Source organism: Leclercia sp. Marseille-Q4284, from assembly GCF_916618945.1.
Taxonomy (GTDB): Bacteria; Pseudomonadota; Gammaproteobacteria; order Enterobacterales; family Enterobacteriaceae; genus Enterobacter; species Enterobacter tamurae.
Genome location: NZ_CAKAKG010000002.1, coordinates 833,711 through 848,519 on the forward strand (window position 1 = coordinate 833,711; position 14,809 = coordinate 848,519).

16 protein-coding genes are annotated in these 14,809 nt (G+C 57.0%); 10 read left to right on the forward strand and 6 right to left on the reverse strand.

Translation table 11 applies throughout. From position 1 onward, the window contains the following. Nucleotides 1–2 precede the first annotated feature (2 nt). Entirely contained in the window at nucleotides 3–1,691 is a 1,689-nt protein-coding gene (gene ilvB, locus LG383_RS18695) for an acetolactate synthase large subunit (RefSeq protein ID WP_225759898.1), read from the reverse strand. A 100-nt stretch (nucleotides 1,692–1,791) separates the two neighbouring features. Further along, entirely contained in the window at nucleotides 1,792–1,890 is a 99-nt protein-coding gene (gene ivbL / locus LG383_RS18700) for an ilvB operon leader peptide IvbL (protein WP_106995583.1), read from the reverse strand. Between the two features lie 524 nt (nucleotides 1,891–2,414). Here ivbL and tisB point away from each other — a divergent pair. The 7 genes from tisB to dsdA all read left to right on the forward strand — a co-directional run bounded on the left by tisB (nucleotide 2,415) and on the right by dsdA (nucleotide 7,741). After that, nucleotides 2,415–2,504, forward strand: a complete 90-nt coding sequence (gene tisB / locus LG383_RS18705; RefSeq protein WP_039032257.1) for a type I toxin-antitoxin system toxin TisB — start codon at nucleotides 2,415–2,417, stop codon at nucleotides 2,502–2,504. A 64-nt stretch (nucleotides 2,505–2,568) separates the two neighbouring features. Further along, nucleotides 2,569–3,015, forward strand: a complete 447-nt coding sequence (locus tag LG383_RS18710) for a GNAT family N-acetyltransferase (protein WP_225759899.1) — start codon at nucleotides 2,569–2,571, stop codon at nucleotides 3,013–3,015. A 62-nt stretch (nucleotides 3,016–3,077) separates the two neighbouring features. Then, nucleotides 3,078–3,911 carry a DMT family transporter gene (locus LG383_RS18715; protein ID WP_225759900.1) on the forward strand — a complete coding sequence of 278 codons (834 nt, stop codon included), beginning with the start codon at nucleotides 3,078–3,080 and terminating at the stop codon, nucleotides 3,909–3,911. Between the two features lie 175 nt (nucleotides 3,912–4,086). Further along, a complete protein-coding gene (gene emrD, locus LG383_RS18720) occupies nucleotides 4,087–5,271 on the forward strand; it encodes a multidrug efflux MFS transporter EmrD (RefSeq protein WP_225759901.1) in 1,185 nt (394 codons plus the stop codon). Between the two features lie 116 nt (nucleotides 5,272–5,387). After that, nucleotides 5,388–5,915, forward strand: a complete 528-nt coding sequence (locus LG383_RS18725; RefSeq protein WP_225759902.1) for a hypothetical protein — start codon at nucleotides 5,388–5,390, stop codon at nucleotides 5,913–5,915. Then, on the forward strand, nucleotides 5,906–6,322 hold the full coding sequence (locus LG383_RS18730; protein ID WP_225759903.1) for a type II toxin-antitoxin system YafO family toxin: 417 nt from the start codon (nucleotides 5,906–5,908) through the stop codon (nucleotides 6,320–6,322). The genes LG383_RS18725 and LG383_RS18730 overlap by 10 nt, the downstream gene beginning before the upstream one ends. Before the next feature lie 117 nt (nucleotides 6,323–6,439). Continuing rightward, on the forward strand, nucleotides 6,440–7,741 hold the full coding sequence (gene dsdA / locus LG383_RS18735) for a D-serine ammonia-lyase (protein WP_225759904.1): 1,302 nt from the start codon (nucleotides 6,440–6,442) through the stop codon (nucleotides 7,739–7,741). Here the strand turns inward: dsdA and LG383_RS18740 are convergent. Genes LG383_RS18740 through LG383_RS18750 form a run of 3 tightly spaced genes read right to left on the reverse strand, consistent with a single transcriptional unit; the run spans nucleotide 7,738 to nucleotide 9,546 of the window. Next, complete coding sequence (locus LG383_RS18740; protein WP_225759905.1) at nucleotides 7,738–8,850, reverse strand: anaerobic sulfatase maturase; 1,113 nt, start codon at nucleotides 8,848–8,850, stop codon at nucleotides 7,738–7,740. The genes dsdA and LG383_RS18740 overlap by 4 nt on opposite strands. Further along, nucleotides 8,847–9,209 (reverse strand): DUF202 domain-containing protein, encoded by a 363-nt coding sequence (locus tag LG383_RS18745; protein WP_225759906.1) that lies wholly within the window; start codon nucleotides 9,207–9,209, stop codon nucleotides 8,847–8,849. Before LG383_RS18745 ends, LG383_RS18740 begins: the two co-directional genes overlap by 4 nt. After that, on the reverse strand, nucleotides 9,199–9,546 hold the full coding sequence (locus LG383_RS18750) for a YidH family protein (RefSeq protein WP_106995577.1): 348 nt from the start codon (nucleotides 9,544–9,546) through the stop codon (nucleotides 9,199–9,201). The genes LG383_RS18745 and LG383_RS18750 overlap by 11 nt, the downstream gene beginning before the upstream one ends. A 331-nt stretch (nucleotides 9,547–9,877) precedes the next feature. On the opposite strand from LG383_RS18750, the gene LG383_RS18755 reads away from it, so the two are divergent. The 3 genes from LG383_RS18755 to LG383_RS18765 are packed head-to-tail and all read left to right on the forward strand — an operon-like array spanning nucleotide 9,878 to nucleotide 13,049. Beyond that, entirely contained in the window at nucleotides 9,878–11,203 is a 1,326-nt protein-coding gene (locus tag LG383_RS18755) for a PTS sugar transporter subunit IIC (RefSeq protein ID WP_106995576.1), read from the forward strand. A 28-nt stretch (nucleotides 11,204–11,231) separates the two neighbouring features. Beyond that, entirely contained in the window at nucleotides 11,232–11,555 is a 324-nt protein-coding gene (locus LG383_RS18760) for a PTS sugar transporter subunit IIB (protein WP_106995575.1), read from the forward strand. 9 nt (nucleotides 11,556–11,564) lie between these two features. After that, nucleotides 11,565–13,049, forward strand: coding sequence for a sulfatase (locus tag LG383_RS18765; RefSeq protein ID WP_225759907.1), 1,485 nt, complete (start codon nucleotides 11,565–11,567; stop codon nucleotides 13,047–13,049). Here LG383_RS18765 and LG383_RS18770 read toward each other — a convergent pair. After that, nucleotides 13,046–14,707, reverse strand: coding sequence for a putative transporter (locus LG383_RS18770; RefSeq protein ID WP_225759908.1), 1,662 nt, complete (start codon nucleotides 14,705–14,707; stop codon nucleotides 13,046–13,048). The genes LG383_RS18765 and LG383_RS18770 overlap by 4 nt on opposite strands. Nucleotides 14,708–14,809: the final 102 nt, after the last annotated feature.

The window sequence follows — 14,809 nt, forward strand, 5'->3', positions numbered from 1 at the left end:
GCTTATTCCCCCACCATTTCAGTATTGGCCGCACCCGGCGGGACCATCGGATAGACTTTTTGCTGTGGATCGATACGGACGTGGATCAGCGCCGGGCCAGGGCGTGAGATCGCCGCCTGCAGCGAGGCCTGCGCATCCTCTTCGGCATTCAGATCGCAGGTGTGCAGGCCAAACCCGGCAGCAATCTGCATAAAGTTAATCATCCCCGGATAGGTGGCGGCAAAGACGCCCTGCTTGTAGAACAGGCTCTGCTGCTGATGCACCAGGCCCAGCGCTTCGTTGTTCATCAGGATGATTTTCACATCCAGCTGGTTTTCCGCCGCGGTGGCCATCTCCTGAATGTTCATCATCAGGCTGCCGTCGCCGGAGAAGCAGATCACCTTGCGGTCCGGGTTGGCCAGTGCCGCGCCCACGGCCGCAGGCAGACCAAAGCCCATGGTTCCCAGCCCGCCGGAGGTCAGCCACTGGCGTGGACGGTTCAGCGGATAGGCCTGGGCGGTCCACATCTGATGCTGACCGACGTCGGTAGTGATAATGGCGCTGTCGTCCACGCAGGCGGCCACGGCGTTAATCAGCCCGTAGTGGCTGAGCGGATCGCCTTCGGTCGGGATGGCGCCCGGGAACTCCTGCTGCAGGCCGGTCACCTGCTGATGCCACGCGCTGCGCGGGGTAGCGTCAATATGCGGCAGCAGTTGGGCCAGCACCTCGTTGACGTCGCCCTGGATCGCCACATGCGGCTGCTTGATTTTGCCCAGCTCGGCGCGGTCGATATCCACATGAATAATTTTGGCATTCGGGCAGAACTGCTCGGTTTTGCCAATCGCCCGGTCATCAAAACGTGCCCCGAGAACAATCAATAAATCAGCTTCTTGCAGAATAAAGTTGGTGCTGCGCGCCCCGTGCATACCCAGCATCCCCAGCGACAGCGGGTGCGCTTTTGGCAGCATGCCCAGCGCCATCAGGGTCATGGTGGTTGGCAGGCTGGCTTTTTCCGCCAGGGTGCGCACCGCGTCAGGGGCATCGATCACCCCGCCGCCCAGATAGAGCACCGGACGTTGTGCGGCATTAATCATCGCCGCGGCCTCGCGCACGCTCTCAACGCTGAATTCCGGGGATGGCGCGCGGGTGCCCGGCTCCGGCAGCACCTCGATCTCAATTTCAGCAGTCTGCACATCCTTAGGAATGTCTATCCACACCGGGCCCGGACGGCCGGACTGGGCGATACGGAACGCATCGCTGATAACCTGCGGTAATTCGCTGATATCGCGCACTAAATAGTTGTGCTTGGTGATGGGGATAGAGATGCCGTAGGTGTCCACTTCCTGGAACGCATCGGTGCCGATCATCGAGGCCAGCACCTGGCCAGTAATGCAGACTAACGGGATAGAGTCGAGACGCGCATCGGCGATGGCGGTCACCAGGTTGGTGGCCCCCGGCCCGCTACAGGCCATACAGACCGCCGGTTTGCCCTGGGTACGGGCCATGCCCTGCGCGATAAAGCCTGCGCCCTGCTCGTGACGCGCCAGCACGTGGCGGATCTGCGTGCTCTGGCTTAAGGCGTCATACAGCGGGAGTACCGTCCCGCCAGGAATACCCGCTACCGTGGTAATGCCCTGACGTTCCAGCAAATGAACGATTAACTGCGCGCCTGTAAAACGCGTCTTGTGTGATGTTGTGCCCGAACTTGCCATGCTCCAGTCCTTCTTATGGGCCGACTTTCCGGGGGGCTTTTAACGAAAAACCCCGCCGGTTTGCGCCGGCGGGGTTTGGAATCGTGTGTTGATTCAGTCCCTACGGCGCATTGCCGACGACGACCACCACACGCACGACGACCACTGCGGCTGGGTGCGCAGTTTTTAGTAGGGTCGAAGTCAGCAGGGAAGCGTTCATTAGGAACCTGTATCTGGAATCATTGAGTGGATTTATACAAGCACAGGTTTTCAGGCGTGACAACGGAATTATTTTCATCTGCCTGAAAATGCGTCAGAGATCACGTTTCGCTTGTCGGGTGATGAAAACAAAAAACCCCGCCGGAGCGAGGTTTTTTTTGCAGTGTTTGCGGCTGGTGACCGCAGAGCACACTGTGTTACGTCAACGCCCGAAGTATACGCGATCGCGCGGGAACGCGCAATTTACGGCACGGATTTTGACGCCTTTGAGTATGGATCGCCCTTCACGTTTTGTCCATAAATTACTGTTCATATATACAGTATTTATCTATACTGGGTGTGTTCACAGGGTGTGAGGGGAGCCGCTCGTAGTACACCGGCGCAACGAAGTCCTGGCTGAAACGGGTGGTGCCGTCAGCGCCTCCACTCCCCACCTGAGCACACTGTGTTACGTCAACAAAGGTGCTGGCCACAGGCGGCGGAAAGGTACGCCAGCATCGTGCTCCTTAACCAGAGGAGACGCGTATGAGCGTAGTGGATATGGTTGTACTTATCCTCAAACTCATTGTTGCAGCACTGCAACTGCTTGATGCTGTCCTGAAATACGTTAAGTAACTCAGGTTCAAGCCGCACCAAAGAGGGGCGGGAAACCGCCCCTCTTTAATAACGAGGGAATGCTATGTTGCGTTTATTAATTGAGCCTGTCACGCCGGACGAACCGGGGTATATCGCGCTAAAAACTGAGAGCACCGCGCTCAATTTCAATATGTTGCGCAGGCTGGAAGAGAACTGGGAGCGGGGTGAAAATCGCTTCAACGCCCCGGGTGAAAAGCTGCTGGGTGCGTTTTTGAACGGCAAACTGGTGGGGATTTGCGGGCTAAATCGCGATCCGTTCAGCCAGCAGCCGCGGGCCGGTCGTATTCGCCACCTGTATATCAGCGAAAGCTGTCGTGGGCTGGGTATCGGCAGGCAGCTGCTCGCCGTGGTGATGGCCGATGCCAGCGTCTGGTTCGATTTTCTTAATACTCATGCGCCGCACACTGCCTGGGCCTTCTACCAGCGCGCTGGCTTTACGCTGGTCGCGGATGAACCGCGCGTCACGCACCGGCTTTTTTGCGCGATCTGAGCGGCTGGCAGCATCGGATTGTGAATGTTACAGTTGAGTGACAATTCACCACCCGATACGCCATGACGCTCTCCGTTTTCTGCATCTTACTCTTTGCCGCACTGCTGCATGCCAGCTGGAATGCCATTGTCAAAGCCGGAACGGATAAGCTCTATTCGGCGATCGGCGTCAGCGGCTCCGCCACGCTGATTGCCCTGGTGTTGCTTCCCTTCTCTCCCCAACCATCTGCGGCCAGCTGGCCGTTTTTGATTGTCTCCTGCGCCCTACAGGTGGTGTATACCGTTCTGGTCGCGAAGACCTATCAGGTCTCCGATATGAGTCAGACCTATTCGCTAATGCGCGGTACCGCGCCGCTGCTGGTAGCGCTTATCAGCGTGCTGGCGCTGGGTGATAACCTCTCATGGTTTGCCTGGTCCGGCATCGGAGTGATCTGCCTCTCAATACTGGCCATGGCAATGAACGGACGCATGCAGTCACGAAAAGGGATCTGGCTGGCGCTGCTGAATGCCTGTTTTATCGCGGGTTATACGCTGGTGGACGGCACCGGCGTACGGCTATCGGACACCGCGCTAGGTTATACGCTGTGGACCTTCTTTATGAACGGCTTCTGTCTGCTGAGCTGGGCGATGGTGGCACGTCGGCGCGACGCGTCCAGCTACCTGCGTCTGCACTGGAAAAAGGGGTTACTCGGCGGCATTGGCACTATGGGCTCTTATGGCCTGGCGCTATGGGCAATGACGCAGGCGCCATTGGCGGTGGTCGCAGCGCTGCGTGAAACCTCCATTCTCTTTGGTGCGCTGATCGCATTTGTTCTTTTAAAAGAGAAGGTTTCGGGTCTGCGTATTGCTGCGGCGCTGGGTATTGCAGGTGGCGCCATTCTCCTGCGCCTGGCCTGAATCACTGGCAATATTAGTTGCCGATCTTGTTTACAAATCCTGCCTTTTTCCGCGTCTCCATTCATCACAGCAATGCTTAATTTGTCATTTTCCTGTGGTAGATTCCTCGCGCATTTATGGGAATGCGCAGTCACTTACTCTTTATTTATCACTTTTGGCAAAATTATTCAGCGACATGAAAAGACAGCGGAACGTTAATTTACTCCTGATGTTGGTATTGCTGGTCGCCGTCGGTCAGATGGCGCAAACCATCTATATCCCGGCTATTGCCGACATGGCGAAGGAACTCCAGGTACGCGAGGGTGCCGTCCAGAGCGTGATGGCAGCCTACCTGTTAACCTACGGCGTCTCGCAACTGTTCTACGGCCCGCTCTCGGATCGCGTTGGCCGTCGTCCAGTGATCCTTGTGGGGATGACGATATTTATGATCGCCACGGTGATTGCCATGACCACCCACAGCCTGAGCGTGCTGATTGCCGCCAGCGCGTTGCAGGGCGTCGGCACCGGCGTTGGCGGGGTGATGGCGCGTACCCTGCCGCGCGATATGTATCAGGGCACCCAGCTGCGACATGCCAACAGCCTGCTCAATATGGGCATTCTGGTCAGTCCGCTGCTGGCCCCGCTGATTGGCGGCCTGCTGGATACCATGTGGTCCTGGCGCGCCTGCTACGGCTTCCTGCTGGTGCTGTGCATCATCGTCACCTTCAGCATGGCGCGCTGGATGCCGGAAACCCGACCCGCGGAAGCACCGCGCACCAAACTGCTCACCAGCTACAAAATCCTCTTCGGCAACGGAGCCTTTAACTGCTACGTGCTGATGCTGGTGGGCGGCCTGGCGGGTATCGCGGTGTTCGAAGCCAGCTCTGGCGTACTGTTAGGTGCCGGGCTGGGTCTCAGCAGTATGGTGGTGAGTATTCTGTTTATCCTGCCGATCCCGGCGGCGTTTTTCGGCGCCTGGTTTGCCGGGCGGGCCAATAAACGCTTTACCACCCTGATGTGGCAGTCGGTGGTGAGCTGCCTGCTGGCGGGGCTGATGATGTGGATCCCGGGGCTGTTCGGGGTGATGAACGTCTGGACCCTGCTGATCCCGGCCGCGCTGTTCTTCTTTGGCGCGGGGATGCAGTTCCCGCTGGCCACCAGCGGCGCGATGGAGCCCTTCCCGTTCCTCGCGGGCACCGCCGGGGCGCTGGTAGGGGGTCTGCAGAATATCGGCTCCGGCGCGCTGGCCTGGCTCTCGGCGATGATGCCGCAAAATGGGCAGGCGAGCCTCGGGCTGCTGATGACGCTTATGGGCCTGCTGATTGTGCTCTGCTGGCTACCGCTGGCCTCCCGCGCCTCGCATCACGAGCAGGCGGTGTAAGCATCTAATGGCCCGGCTTTTCGTCGGGCTTTCTCGAATGAACTTCTTTAGCTTATAGTTAAATTGAGTAGTAGAATGCTATGCCTCGTCGGGAAAAGACGATTATGGAGTCTATCGTGAAATTCAAAATTCAGCATTTGCAGGCAGCAGTAGCACTGGTTATTGCCAGTCTCCAGCCGCAACCCAAAGCGGTTGCGTGTCAGCCTACGATTGTCGAACGGGTTTACGAGATGGGCGCAAAAATCAACAAGACTGATATTAGTGATCTTACGGCGGCGCTTAATGACATTGCTGAAGATCTACGGTTAAGCCGCGTTGAACTTGCGCGATATGCTGATAGCGACTTCGACGCCGCAGCTAAGCTTGCGATGAAGATTTCGAGCCAAACTATCCATGTCGCAGGCATCGCTGAATCCTTTGTCCTGATGCTGCCCGAAAAGGACATTATCCTGGCGTATGATAAAACTTCTGTAGAATTTGCGTTTGTGAAAGCCATCAAGATGCTCAGTTTGGCTACAAAAAATTACCTGAGCCTTATCGATCAGCTTACGCGTAAGACAACGCCCCGGGACTCAGGAGCAGACTTCGTTGCGATGCAGCACTTGCTTGAAACCGGCAACAAGGCCACGTCCAGATGGCTGTAACAGCTGAATATAGCCCTGTTACATGGGATGAGTTTTTCCTTCCCACTTTTAGTATTCACCCTGGCCTTGAACCTCAGCTAAAGTCCGAATTTATCACTTACAAATCGACAGGCGTGCCTTCCGATTTGTTAGGTCGGGACGCACCCTTTGACTTCCCGCCCTTCGCCGTTGACGCTAACGTTCATCATATTCACGTTAATCTGCATTACGAAAAGATCTGGCGAGAACGTCAAGAGAACTATCACCGTACCAGCGATCATTACCTGATTTACACCGAACATATGTGGGAGTCAGGCAGATTCATGTTGATGGGCCTGATAACACCGGCTCATCAACGTATGCCTTCAGGCGACAACCGTCTACTTAGTTACTTTGCTGATGTTGCAGAAGGTTTTCACGCTTCCTGACTCTCTATCTCACACCATCATTTCAGCGCGTTTCCTCGTATTGCTTTAGCAAATTATTTCTTGCACTCAGTGACACCTTCCTGCTTTCTTTCATCATCTGGCACGACGAGATCTCCTATGGAAAACGCAAACATCACCACCTTAATCGCACAGTATCCTCTGGTGGAGGATCTGATCGCCCTGAAAGAAACAACCTGGCTTAACCCGAAAGCCACCACCCTGGCCGCTGGCCTGCCGTATGTCGGGCTGACCGACGCCGACGTGGAGGATGCCCGGGCGCGCCTGAACCGCTTTGCGCCTTACCTCGCTAAAGCGTTCCCGGAAACGGCGGCCACTAATGGGATTATCGAATCTGAGCTGGTAGCCATCCCATTGATGCAAAAACGGCTGGAGAAAGAGTCTGGCGCGACCATTCCCGGCACCCTGCTGCTAAAAAAAGACAGCCACCTGCCGATCTCCGGCTCGATTAAAGCCCGCGGCGGGATCTATGAAGTGCTGACCCACGCCGAAAAACTGGCTCTCGCCGCCGGGCTGCTGAGCGTCAATGACGATTACAGCATCCTGCTGGAATCGCGCTTCAAAGACTTCTTCAGCCAGTACAGCATCGCCGTGGGGTCAACCGGTAACCTCGGGATGTCCATTGGCATCATGAGCGCCCGCATCGGCTTTAAGGTGACGGTACACATGTCCGCCGACGCCCGCGAGTGGAAGAAGGCTAAACTGCGCAGCCACGGCGTGATGGTGGTGGAGTATGAGCAGGATTACGGCGTGGCGGTAGAGCAAGGGCGCAAAGCGGCGGAAAACGATCCGAACTGCTTCTTTATCGACGATGAAAACTCCCGCACCCTGTTTCTGGGCTATGCCGTGGCCGGCGAGCGCCTGAAAGCGCAGTTTGCCCAACAGGGCCGGGTGGTGGATGCGGAGCATCCGCTGTTTGTCTACCTGCCGTGCGGCGTGGGCGGCGGCCCTGGCGGGGTGGCGTTTGGGCTGAAGTTGGCCTTTGGCGACCATGTTCACTGTATCTTTGCCGAACCAACCCACTCGCCGTGCATGCTGCTGGGGGTCTATACCGGGCTGCACGATGAGATTGCGGTGCAGGATCTGGGGATTGATAACCTCACCGCGGCGGATGGCCTGGCCGTGGGTCGCGCCTCAGGCTTTGTTGGTCGCGCCATGGAGCGCCTGCTCGACGGGTTTTATACCCTCTCCGATCAGAGCATGTACGACATGCTGGGCTGGCTGGCGCAGGAGGAGAACATTCGCCTTGAGCCGTCGGCGCTGGCGGGCATGGCCGGGCCGGTGCGCCTCGCCGCTTCCGGCCGCTATTCGCTGGAAAATGCGACCCACCTGGTGTGGGCCACTGGCGGCGGGATGGTGCCGGACGAGGAGATGGCGAAGTACCTGGCGAAAGGGCGTTAACGTGCCCGGTGGCTCTGCTGGAGCAGGGCCATCAGCTCGACAGGCGAGCGGTGATGGCGGATTAAATCGCGCATCACCCGCATATGCGGAGCGGAGTGGCGGAAGAACGCCTGATACCCTGCACAGAGCACGCTTTTGCCATCCACCCGATGTTTAGGGCAGTCGCCGTTGCACAGGTGACGCATCGGGCAGGCCTGGCATTCGGCAGATAAATCTGTTTGCTTACGCAGACCAAAAGCGATGGCCGCCTCACTCTGATTCAGCTCTGCCAGCGGCGTCTGATGGATATTGCCCAGCCGGTACTGGGGCCAGACGTAGTGATCGCACTGGAAGAGATCGCCATTGGCCTCCAGCGCAAAGGCGTGGCCGCAGGTGACGGCAAGGGAGCACATCTGCGACGGATAGCCGCACCACACTCCCAGCGTTGAGTCGAAGAGCTGGACATAGACGCGGCCAATATCCTCCCGCACCCAGACGTCAAACACCGTCGACAGGAACGCTCCCCACTGCGCATCGCTCACCGATTCCGGATTATCGTGCTCCTGCAGGGGAAGAAACTGCAGATAAGGTGTGCCCAGCGCGCGTAGATAGCGGTACAGGCGCTCCGGCTGGCGGCTGTTCTGCCGATTGACGACCGTCAGCAGGTTAAACGACACCTGATGGGCGCGCAGCTTCTCAATCGCCGCCAGCACCTTGTGATGGGTAGGATTGCCGCTGCGGCTGACGCGGTACGCATCATGCAGCGTCGCCGGGCCATCCAGGGAGATCCCCACCAGCCAGCCCTCCTCACGAAAGAACCGACACCAGGCGTCGTTAAGCAGGATCCCGTTGGTCTGAAAGGCATTGGTGATGCGCTTTCTCCCACCATAGCGGTGCTGTAGCGCCGCGACGCGGCGGAAAAAATCCAGCCCGCAGAGCGTCGGCTCCCCACCCTGCCAGGCAAACTGCACCTCCGGCCCCGGCTGGGCGGCGATATGCTGCTGGATGAAAGTCTCCAGCGTGGCGTCATCCATGATCGGCTGCTGGGGTTTATCGATGTAAAAACAGTAGTGGCAGTTGAGATTGCAACGTGAACTGGCCGGCTTGGCCATGACCTGACATCCTGTCATGCAAAATCCCTGATAAAAATAATGAGATGGTGAACGTGACTAGCAGCAAACAGTAATGCGAGGGAGAACACTGCGAGGGAGATCAAAAATTTAATACGCACCGGTCGGGATGCTGAAAAGTCGTACAGCGAAACGTCCATCCGGGCGCGGTTGCGGGTGTACTGCCAGAGGATCAGCGCCACCATCGCCAGCACCCCCAGGGCGACCCAGAACAACGGGCCCGCCTGCTGCCAGTTGTGCCTGACCGCCAGCACCATCAGCGCCCCGTAACCAAACAGGGTGCGCAACCAGGCAAGCGACGTGCGCTCCGGCTGTAGCCCCGGATCGGCCAGGCGACGCGCTTTACGGCTATCCGCCATACAGCACCAGCCCCATCACAATCACCGCCACTATCATCAGGATCAGGCTGATAAGCAGCAGGCTGTGGGTGTAAGGCAGATCTTCTTTCAGGCGCATCGCCTTTTCATTACGCAACCAGCGCAGGTAGCCGTAGATCGCCAGCCCACCAGAAAAAAGGCACAGCAGCAGCGCCAGCAGTTGGCGGATCACCGGCGTGGCAAAATCGGGCGCCAGCTGGTCGAGACCAACACCGGCCGCCAGAAAACCCAGCGCGGTGCGGATCCATGCCAGAAAGGTACGCTCGTTGGCCAGCGAGAAGCGATAGTCCGGCGCTTCGCCGAGGCGGGAAATTTTCATGACGTCTCCTGTCTGACTGTCCGGTGTACAAAACTGCGGCAATAGTAACGTATCCGGAGAGTACCTCTCTACCCTGTGCAATAAACATATATATAAACTCTCAATTTATTTCCCGGTTAAATAATCCCAAATTATACGCTGTCTATTTTTGCAAATAGAATCACAAAAAATCACAATCAATCTTCTAATGACCAGATTTGATTATTAAAGTGATTCCGCTTTCAAAATACCTTACCAAATAAAGTATTAGTCGTTCCGTTATTAAATAAGAAGCAACACTCAGCTGGATTTTATTCATCCGGAAGCGAATATCACGGAGGTTGACTGCATTATGTTTTCTGACTTTATTTCAGTAATACAATCTTTTCTAACCGAACCCGCTATTTTAATTGGATTACTGGTGGGACTGGGTTATGCCCTCGATAAGAAATCGCCGATTAAAATTATTACCGGTATGGTTAGCGCCATGGTGGGATTAATGATGGTGCTCTTTGGCGGGTTTCAGTTTTCAGCCACCTTTAAGCCCGTCGCCGATGCGGTGAGCAAATCTTACGGTATCCATGGTTATTTAATGGATTCGTATGCCATGAAAGCGGCAACCCAGATTGCGCTCGGGGATAATTTCGGTTTTGTCGGTTATGTGTTTGTACTGGCCTTTTTTACCAACCTGCTGCTGGTCCTGTTTGGCCGCTACACAAAGGTGAAAGGCATTTTCCTGACCGGTAATACGGGGGTGTCTCACTCCCAGGCGGTGCTATGGCTGATCGTCTTCTGGCTGGGCTTTGGCTGGGTACAGTCGATTATTATCGCCGGGGTATTAACCGGTTTGTTCTGGGCCTTTGCCACCACCCTGATTGCCAAACCGGTCGCTAAAATCACCAATAATGCGGGCTTTACCATCGCCCATAACCAGATGCTGGGGATCTGGTTTTTCTCGAAATTCGCCCACCTGTTTGGCGACGCCGAGAAGCAGGATGCCGAGAACATGAAGCTGCCCGGCTGGCTGGCGATTTTTAACCATAACGTCACCTCCATCGCCATTGTGATGACGCTGTTCGTCGGCGGGTTCTTGCTGACCACTGGTATTGATAACGTTCAGGCGATGGCAAAAGGGAAGCCCTGGTATATCTATATTATTAACCTCGGCCTGCAGTTCTCCATGTATATGGTGATCCTGTTGCAGGGGGTGCGCATGATGGTCGGAGAAATTAACGCCTCGTTTAAAGGCTGGCAGGATCGTTTAATTCCGGATGCGATTCCCGCTGTCGATGTCGCGGCATTACTGCCCTTCTCCCCGAATGCCGCCACCCTCGGATTTATCTTCTGTACCTTTGGCACCATATTCTCGATGGGTATTCTGCTTATTACTAACAGCCCTATTATGGTACTCCCGGGTTTTGTGCCGTTATTTTTCTCGGGCGGCCCGATTGGGGTATTAGCCAACCGGCTGGGCGGTTATCGCGCCGTAATTATTTGCACCTTCCTGCTGGGGATTATTCAGACCTTCGGCACCGTATGGGCTATTCCCTTAACCGGGCTGGCAGCCGAAGGGGTGGGCTGGACCGGTATTTTCGACTGGGCGACCTTATGGCCTGCCATTTGTGAAGTGCTTAAGTTTATTGCTTCAACGTTCCATCTCGGGCCTTACGCGGGCTAAATCATCTCATTGTGAAAAGGATATCGTCATGAAAGACAAAATTAATATTCTGTTTGTTTGCGGCTACGGTGTCGGCAGTAGCGTGATGTTGCAGACGGTGGTGAAAAAAGCGTTAGCGAAATATGACATTAATTTCGACATGGAGCATACCGCCGCAGGCGAGGTTGGTGGGTTTACCGACTGGGCCGATATTTACGCCATTTCGAAAAAGCTCATCGACGTGGTGAGCCTCGATCCGCGCCACGGGCAGTATCTGATCCCCATCGAAAATATTATGGACGGCGAGACCATCGGGAAGCAGATCTACGCGGTGATTGAAGAGCATTTCCCGCACCTGATTCAGGCCCGTTAAGGAGCGACGATGAAAGCGATCATTCTGCTCTTCGACAGCCTGAATAAACACTATCTGCCGCCTTACGGGGATATGATCACTCAGGCACCCAACTTCCAGCGCCTGGCGGCCCGCTGCGCCACCTTCAACAACAGCTATGTCGGCAGTATGCCCTGCATGCCCGCCCGCCGGGAGCTGCACACCGGCCGGTATAATTTCTTGCACCGGGAGTGGGGGCCGCTGGAGCCATTTGACGACTCCATGCCGGAGCTACTGAAAAAAGCGGGCGTCTATACCCACCTGATCAGCGACCATCTGCATTACTGGGAGGACGGCGGCGGCAACTACCATAACCGCTACAGTTCATGGGAAATCATCCGTGGCCAGGAGGGGGATCACTGGAAAGGCAGCGTCGCCGACCCGGCGATCCCGGAGGTGCTGCGGGTGCCGCAGAAGCAAACCGGCGGTGGAGTCTCGGGGCTATGGCGACATGACTGGGTTAACCGCGAATACATTCAGCAGGAAGCGGATTTCCCGCAAACCCGGGTCTTTAACGCCGGATGCGAGTTCATCGACAACAACCATCAGCAGGACAGCTGGCTGTTGCAGGTGGAGACCTTCGACCCGCACGAGCCGTTTTACACCACCGAGGAGTATCTCGCGTTATATCAGGATCCCTGGGACGGGCCGCATTACGACTGGCCGCGCGGCAAGGTGGAGGAGAGCCCGGAGGCGGTAGAGCATATTCGCTGCCGCTATCGTGCCCTGGTCTCCATGTGCGATCGCAACCTGGGCCGTATTCTCGACCTGATGGACCGCCACGATTTGTGGCGCGATACGATGTTGATTGTCGGGACCGATCACGGCTTTCTGCTCGGGGAGCATGGCTGGTGGGCGAAAAACCAGATGCCCTATTACAACGAGGTGGCGAATAACCCGCTGTTTATCTGGGATCCGCGCAGCGGACATCAGGGGGTGCAGCGCGATGCGCTGGTGCAGATGATTGACTGGGCGCCCACGCTGCTGGAGTTCTTCAACCAGCCGATCCCGCCCGATGTTCAGGGTCGTCCATTAGCCCGCATCCTGGAGGATGACACCCCGGTGCGTGATGCGGCCCTGTTCGGGGTTTTCAGCGGCCATGTCAACGTCACGGACGGGCGCTATGTCTACATGCGCGCCGCGCTGCCCGGGCGGGAAAATGACATCGCCAACTACACCCTGATGCCGATCAAGATGAACACCCGCTTTACCCCGGAGGAGCTGGAGTCGATTGCCCTGGCGCCGCCCTTCCGCTTTACCAAAGGGGTTAAAACGCTGCGTATTCCGGCGCAGGAAAAATACCCGGGGGTGAATCGCGTCGGCAATCTGCTGTTCGATTTACATACCGATCCACACCAGCAGTGCCCGATTGACGATCAAGCCATCGAAGCGCGGATGATCGCCCTGCTGGTGCGTCTCCTGCAGGAGAGCGACGCCCCGGCAGAGCAGTTCGCCCGATTAGGGTTAGAGAGTTAACCCATCCCCCAGAACAGCACCGCCAACAGCTGCGGTGTGATAATGCGCATAAACATCACCAGCGGGTAGACCGTGGCGTAGGAGAGCGCCGCCGCCCCGCTGGTGGCATGCAGGTTGTTGGCAAAGGCCAGCGCCGGGGGATCGGTCATCGAGCCGGCCAGCATGCCACACAGGGTCAGGTAGTTCATCTTCGCCAACAGCCGCGCCAGAATGCCCATCGTAATCAGCGGGACGGCGGTAATAAGAATGCCATAGCCAATCCAGCTAACCCCGTCGCCTCGGGTCAGCGTCCCGACGAAATCCCCACCCGATTTTAGCCCCACCACCGCCAGAAACAGGACAATCCCCAGCTCGCGCAGGGCAAGGTTGGCGCTCGGAGGCATAAACCAGTAGAGCTTACCCACGCAGCCGATACGCCCGAGGATCAGGGCCATAATCAGCGGCCCGCCTGCCAGCCCCAGCTTGAGCGCCACCGGGAATCCCGGCACGTACAGCGGGATGGAACCGAGCAGCACCCCGAGACCGATGCCGATAAACACCGGCAGCATCTGCACCTGCTGCAGTTTTTGCTGCGCGTTGCCCACGATATTGGCCACGGCATCAATGGAGGCCGGACGCCCGACGAGGTTGAGGATATCACCAAACTGCAGGCTGCCCTCCGGGCTGGCCACCAGCTCAACCCCGGCGCGGTTCAGGCGCGAGATCACCACGTCGTAACGCTCTTTTGCCTGCAAATCGCGGATTTTCTTGCCCAATACCCGTTCGTTAGTGACCACCACCCGCTCGACGCGCATATCGGTGCCGCGGGTGGAGAGCGAGGTGTCGACCTCCTGACCAATCACCAGTTGGGCGTTGTGCAGATCCACCGGTTGGCCGACCAGATGCAGCAGGTCGCCGGTCTGGAGCACCGTTCCGGGCAGCGGCACCATCAGGGTCTGCTCGCGCTTCAGACGGGAACAGATAATGTTGGCGCTGTTGAGGATCGGCACATCCTGGATCGCCAGGTTGTTGAGATTGGGGTTATCGACGCGGATGTTGATGGTTTTAATCAGCGCCTGCCCCTGGGTAAGGGTGGATTCGTGCTCCCGGGCTTCCTGCTCGACGATGATGCGAAACAGAACGCGCATCAGCCACATGGTGAGCAGAATGCCGCAGATGCCGAACGGGTAGGCCATGGCGTAGCTCATGCCCATCTGATCCACGATGCCGGGTTCAATCCCCAGATCGCGCAGAATTTGCTGTCCGGCCCCCAGTGCCGGGGTGTTGGTGACCGCCCCGGAGAATATGCCCAGCACCACCGGCAGCGGGATGGCGAAGAGTTTATGCAGCAGGGCGGTGACCAGCCCGCCCATCACCACAATCCCCATCGCAAAAAGGTTGAGGCGCAGGCCCGAGACGCGCAGCGAGGCGAAAAAGCCGGGCCCGACCTGAATGCCGATGGTGTAGACGAAGAGGATCAGGCCAAATTCCTGAATGAAATGCAGCATTTGCGCGCTAAGCGTGATGCCCAGCTGATCGGCAAAGTGGCCGACAAATATCCCGCCAAACAGCACGCCGCCAATGCCGAACCCAACGCCGCGGATTTTGACATTGCCTATCCACAGCCCGACCACCGCAACCAATGCCAGAATACTGACCGTTAACGCTATATCACTCATAACGGCATCCCTGTGAATAACATTATTATTACAAGGGATTTTCGCAGAGCACAGGCGGGTTGTATGGGCGATGGCGCACAAAAAAACGGAGGTAAAAGCAAA

Excerpts from the sequence above, each read along its gene's own strand:
- LG383_RS18715 (WP_225759900.1), top strand. The coding sequence starts at position 3,078 with ATGACGCTCTCCGTTTTCTGCATCTTACTCTTTGCCGCACTGCTGCAT.
- emrD (WP_225759901.1), top strand. The coding sequence starts at position 4,087 with ATGAAAAGACAGCGGAACGTTAATTTACTCCTGATGTTGGTATTGCTG.
- dsdA (WP_225759904.1), top strand. The coding sequence starts at position 6,440 with ATGGAAAACGCAAACATCACCACCTTAATCGCACAGTATCCTCTGGTG.
- LG383_RS18765 (WP_225759907.1), top strand. The coding sequence starts at position 11,565 with ATGAAAGCGATCATTCTGCTCTTCGACAGCCTGAATAAACACTATCTG.
- ilvB (WP_225759898.1), bottom strand. The coding sequence starts at position 1,691 with ATGGCAAGTTCGGGCACAACATCACACAAGACGCGTTTTACAGGCGCG.
- LG383_RS18750 (WP_106995577.1), bottom strand. The coding sequence starts at position 9,546 with ATGAAAATTTCCCGCCTCGGCGAAGCGCCGGACTATCGCTTCTCGCTG.
- LG383_RS18760 (WP_106995575.1), top strand. The coding sequence starts at position 11,232 with ATGAAAGACAAAATTAATATTCTGTTTGTTTGCGGCTACGGTGTCGGC.
- LG383_RS18755 (WP_106995576.1), top strand. The coding sequence starts at position 9,878 with ATGTTTTCTGACTTTATTTCAGTAATACAATCTTTTCTAACCGAACCC.
- tisB (WP_039032257.1), top strand. The coding sequence starts at position 2,415 with ATGAGCGTAGTGGATATGGTTGTACTTATCCTCAAACTCATTGTTGCA.
- LG383_RS18710 (WP_225759899.1), top strand. The coding sequence starts at position 2,569 with ATGTTGCGTTTATTAATTGAGCCTGTCACGCCGGACGAACCGGGGTAT.
- LG383_RS18730 (WP_225759903.1), top strand. The coding sequence starts at position 5,906 with ATGGCTGTAACAGCTGAATATAGCCCTGTTACATGGGATGAGTTTTTC.
- LG383_RS18740 (WP_225759905.1), bottom strand. The coding sequence starts at position 8,850 with ATGACAGGATGTCAGGTCATGGCCAAGCCGGCCAGTTCACGTTGCAAT.
- LG383_RS18745 (WP_225759906.1), bottom strand. The coding sequence starts at position 9,209 with ATGGCGGATAGCCGTAAAGCGCGTCGCCTGGCCGATCCGGGGCTACAG.
- ivbL (WP_106995583.1), bottom strand. The coding sequence starts at position 1,890 with ATGAACGCTTCCCTGCTGACTTCGACCCTACTAAAAACTGCGCACCCA.
- LG383_RS18770 (WP_225759908.1), bottom strand. The coding sequence starts at position 14,707 with ATGAGTGATATAGCGTTAACGGTCAGTATTCTGGCATTGGTTGCGGTG.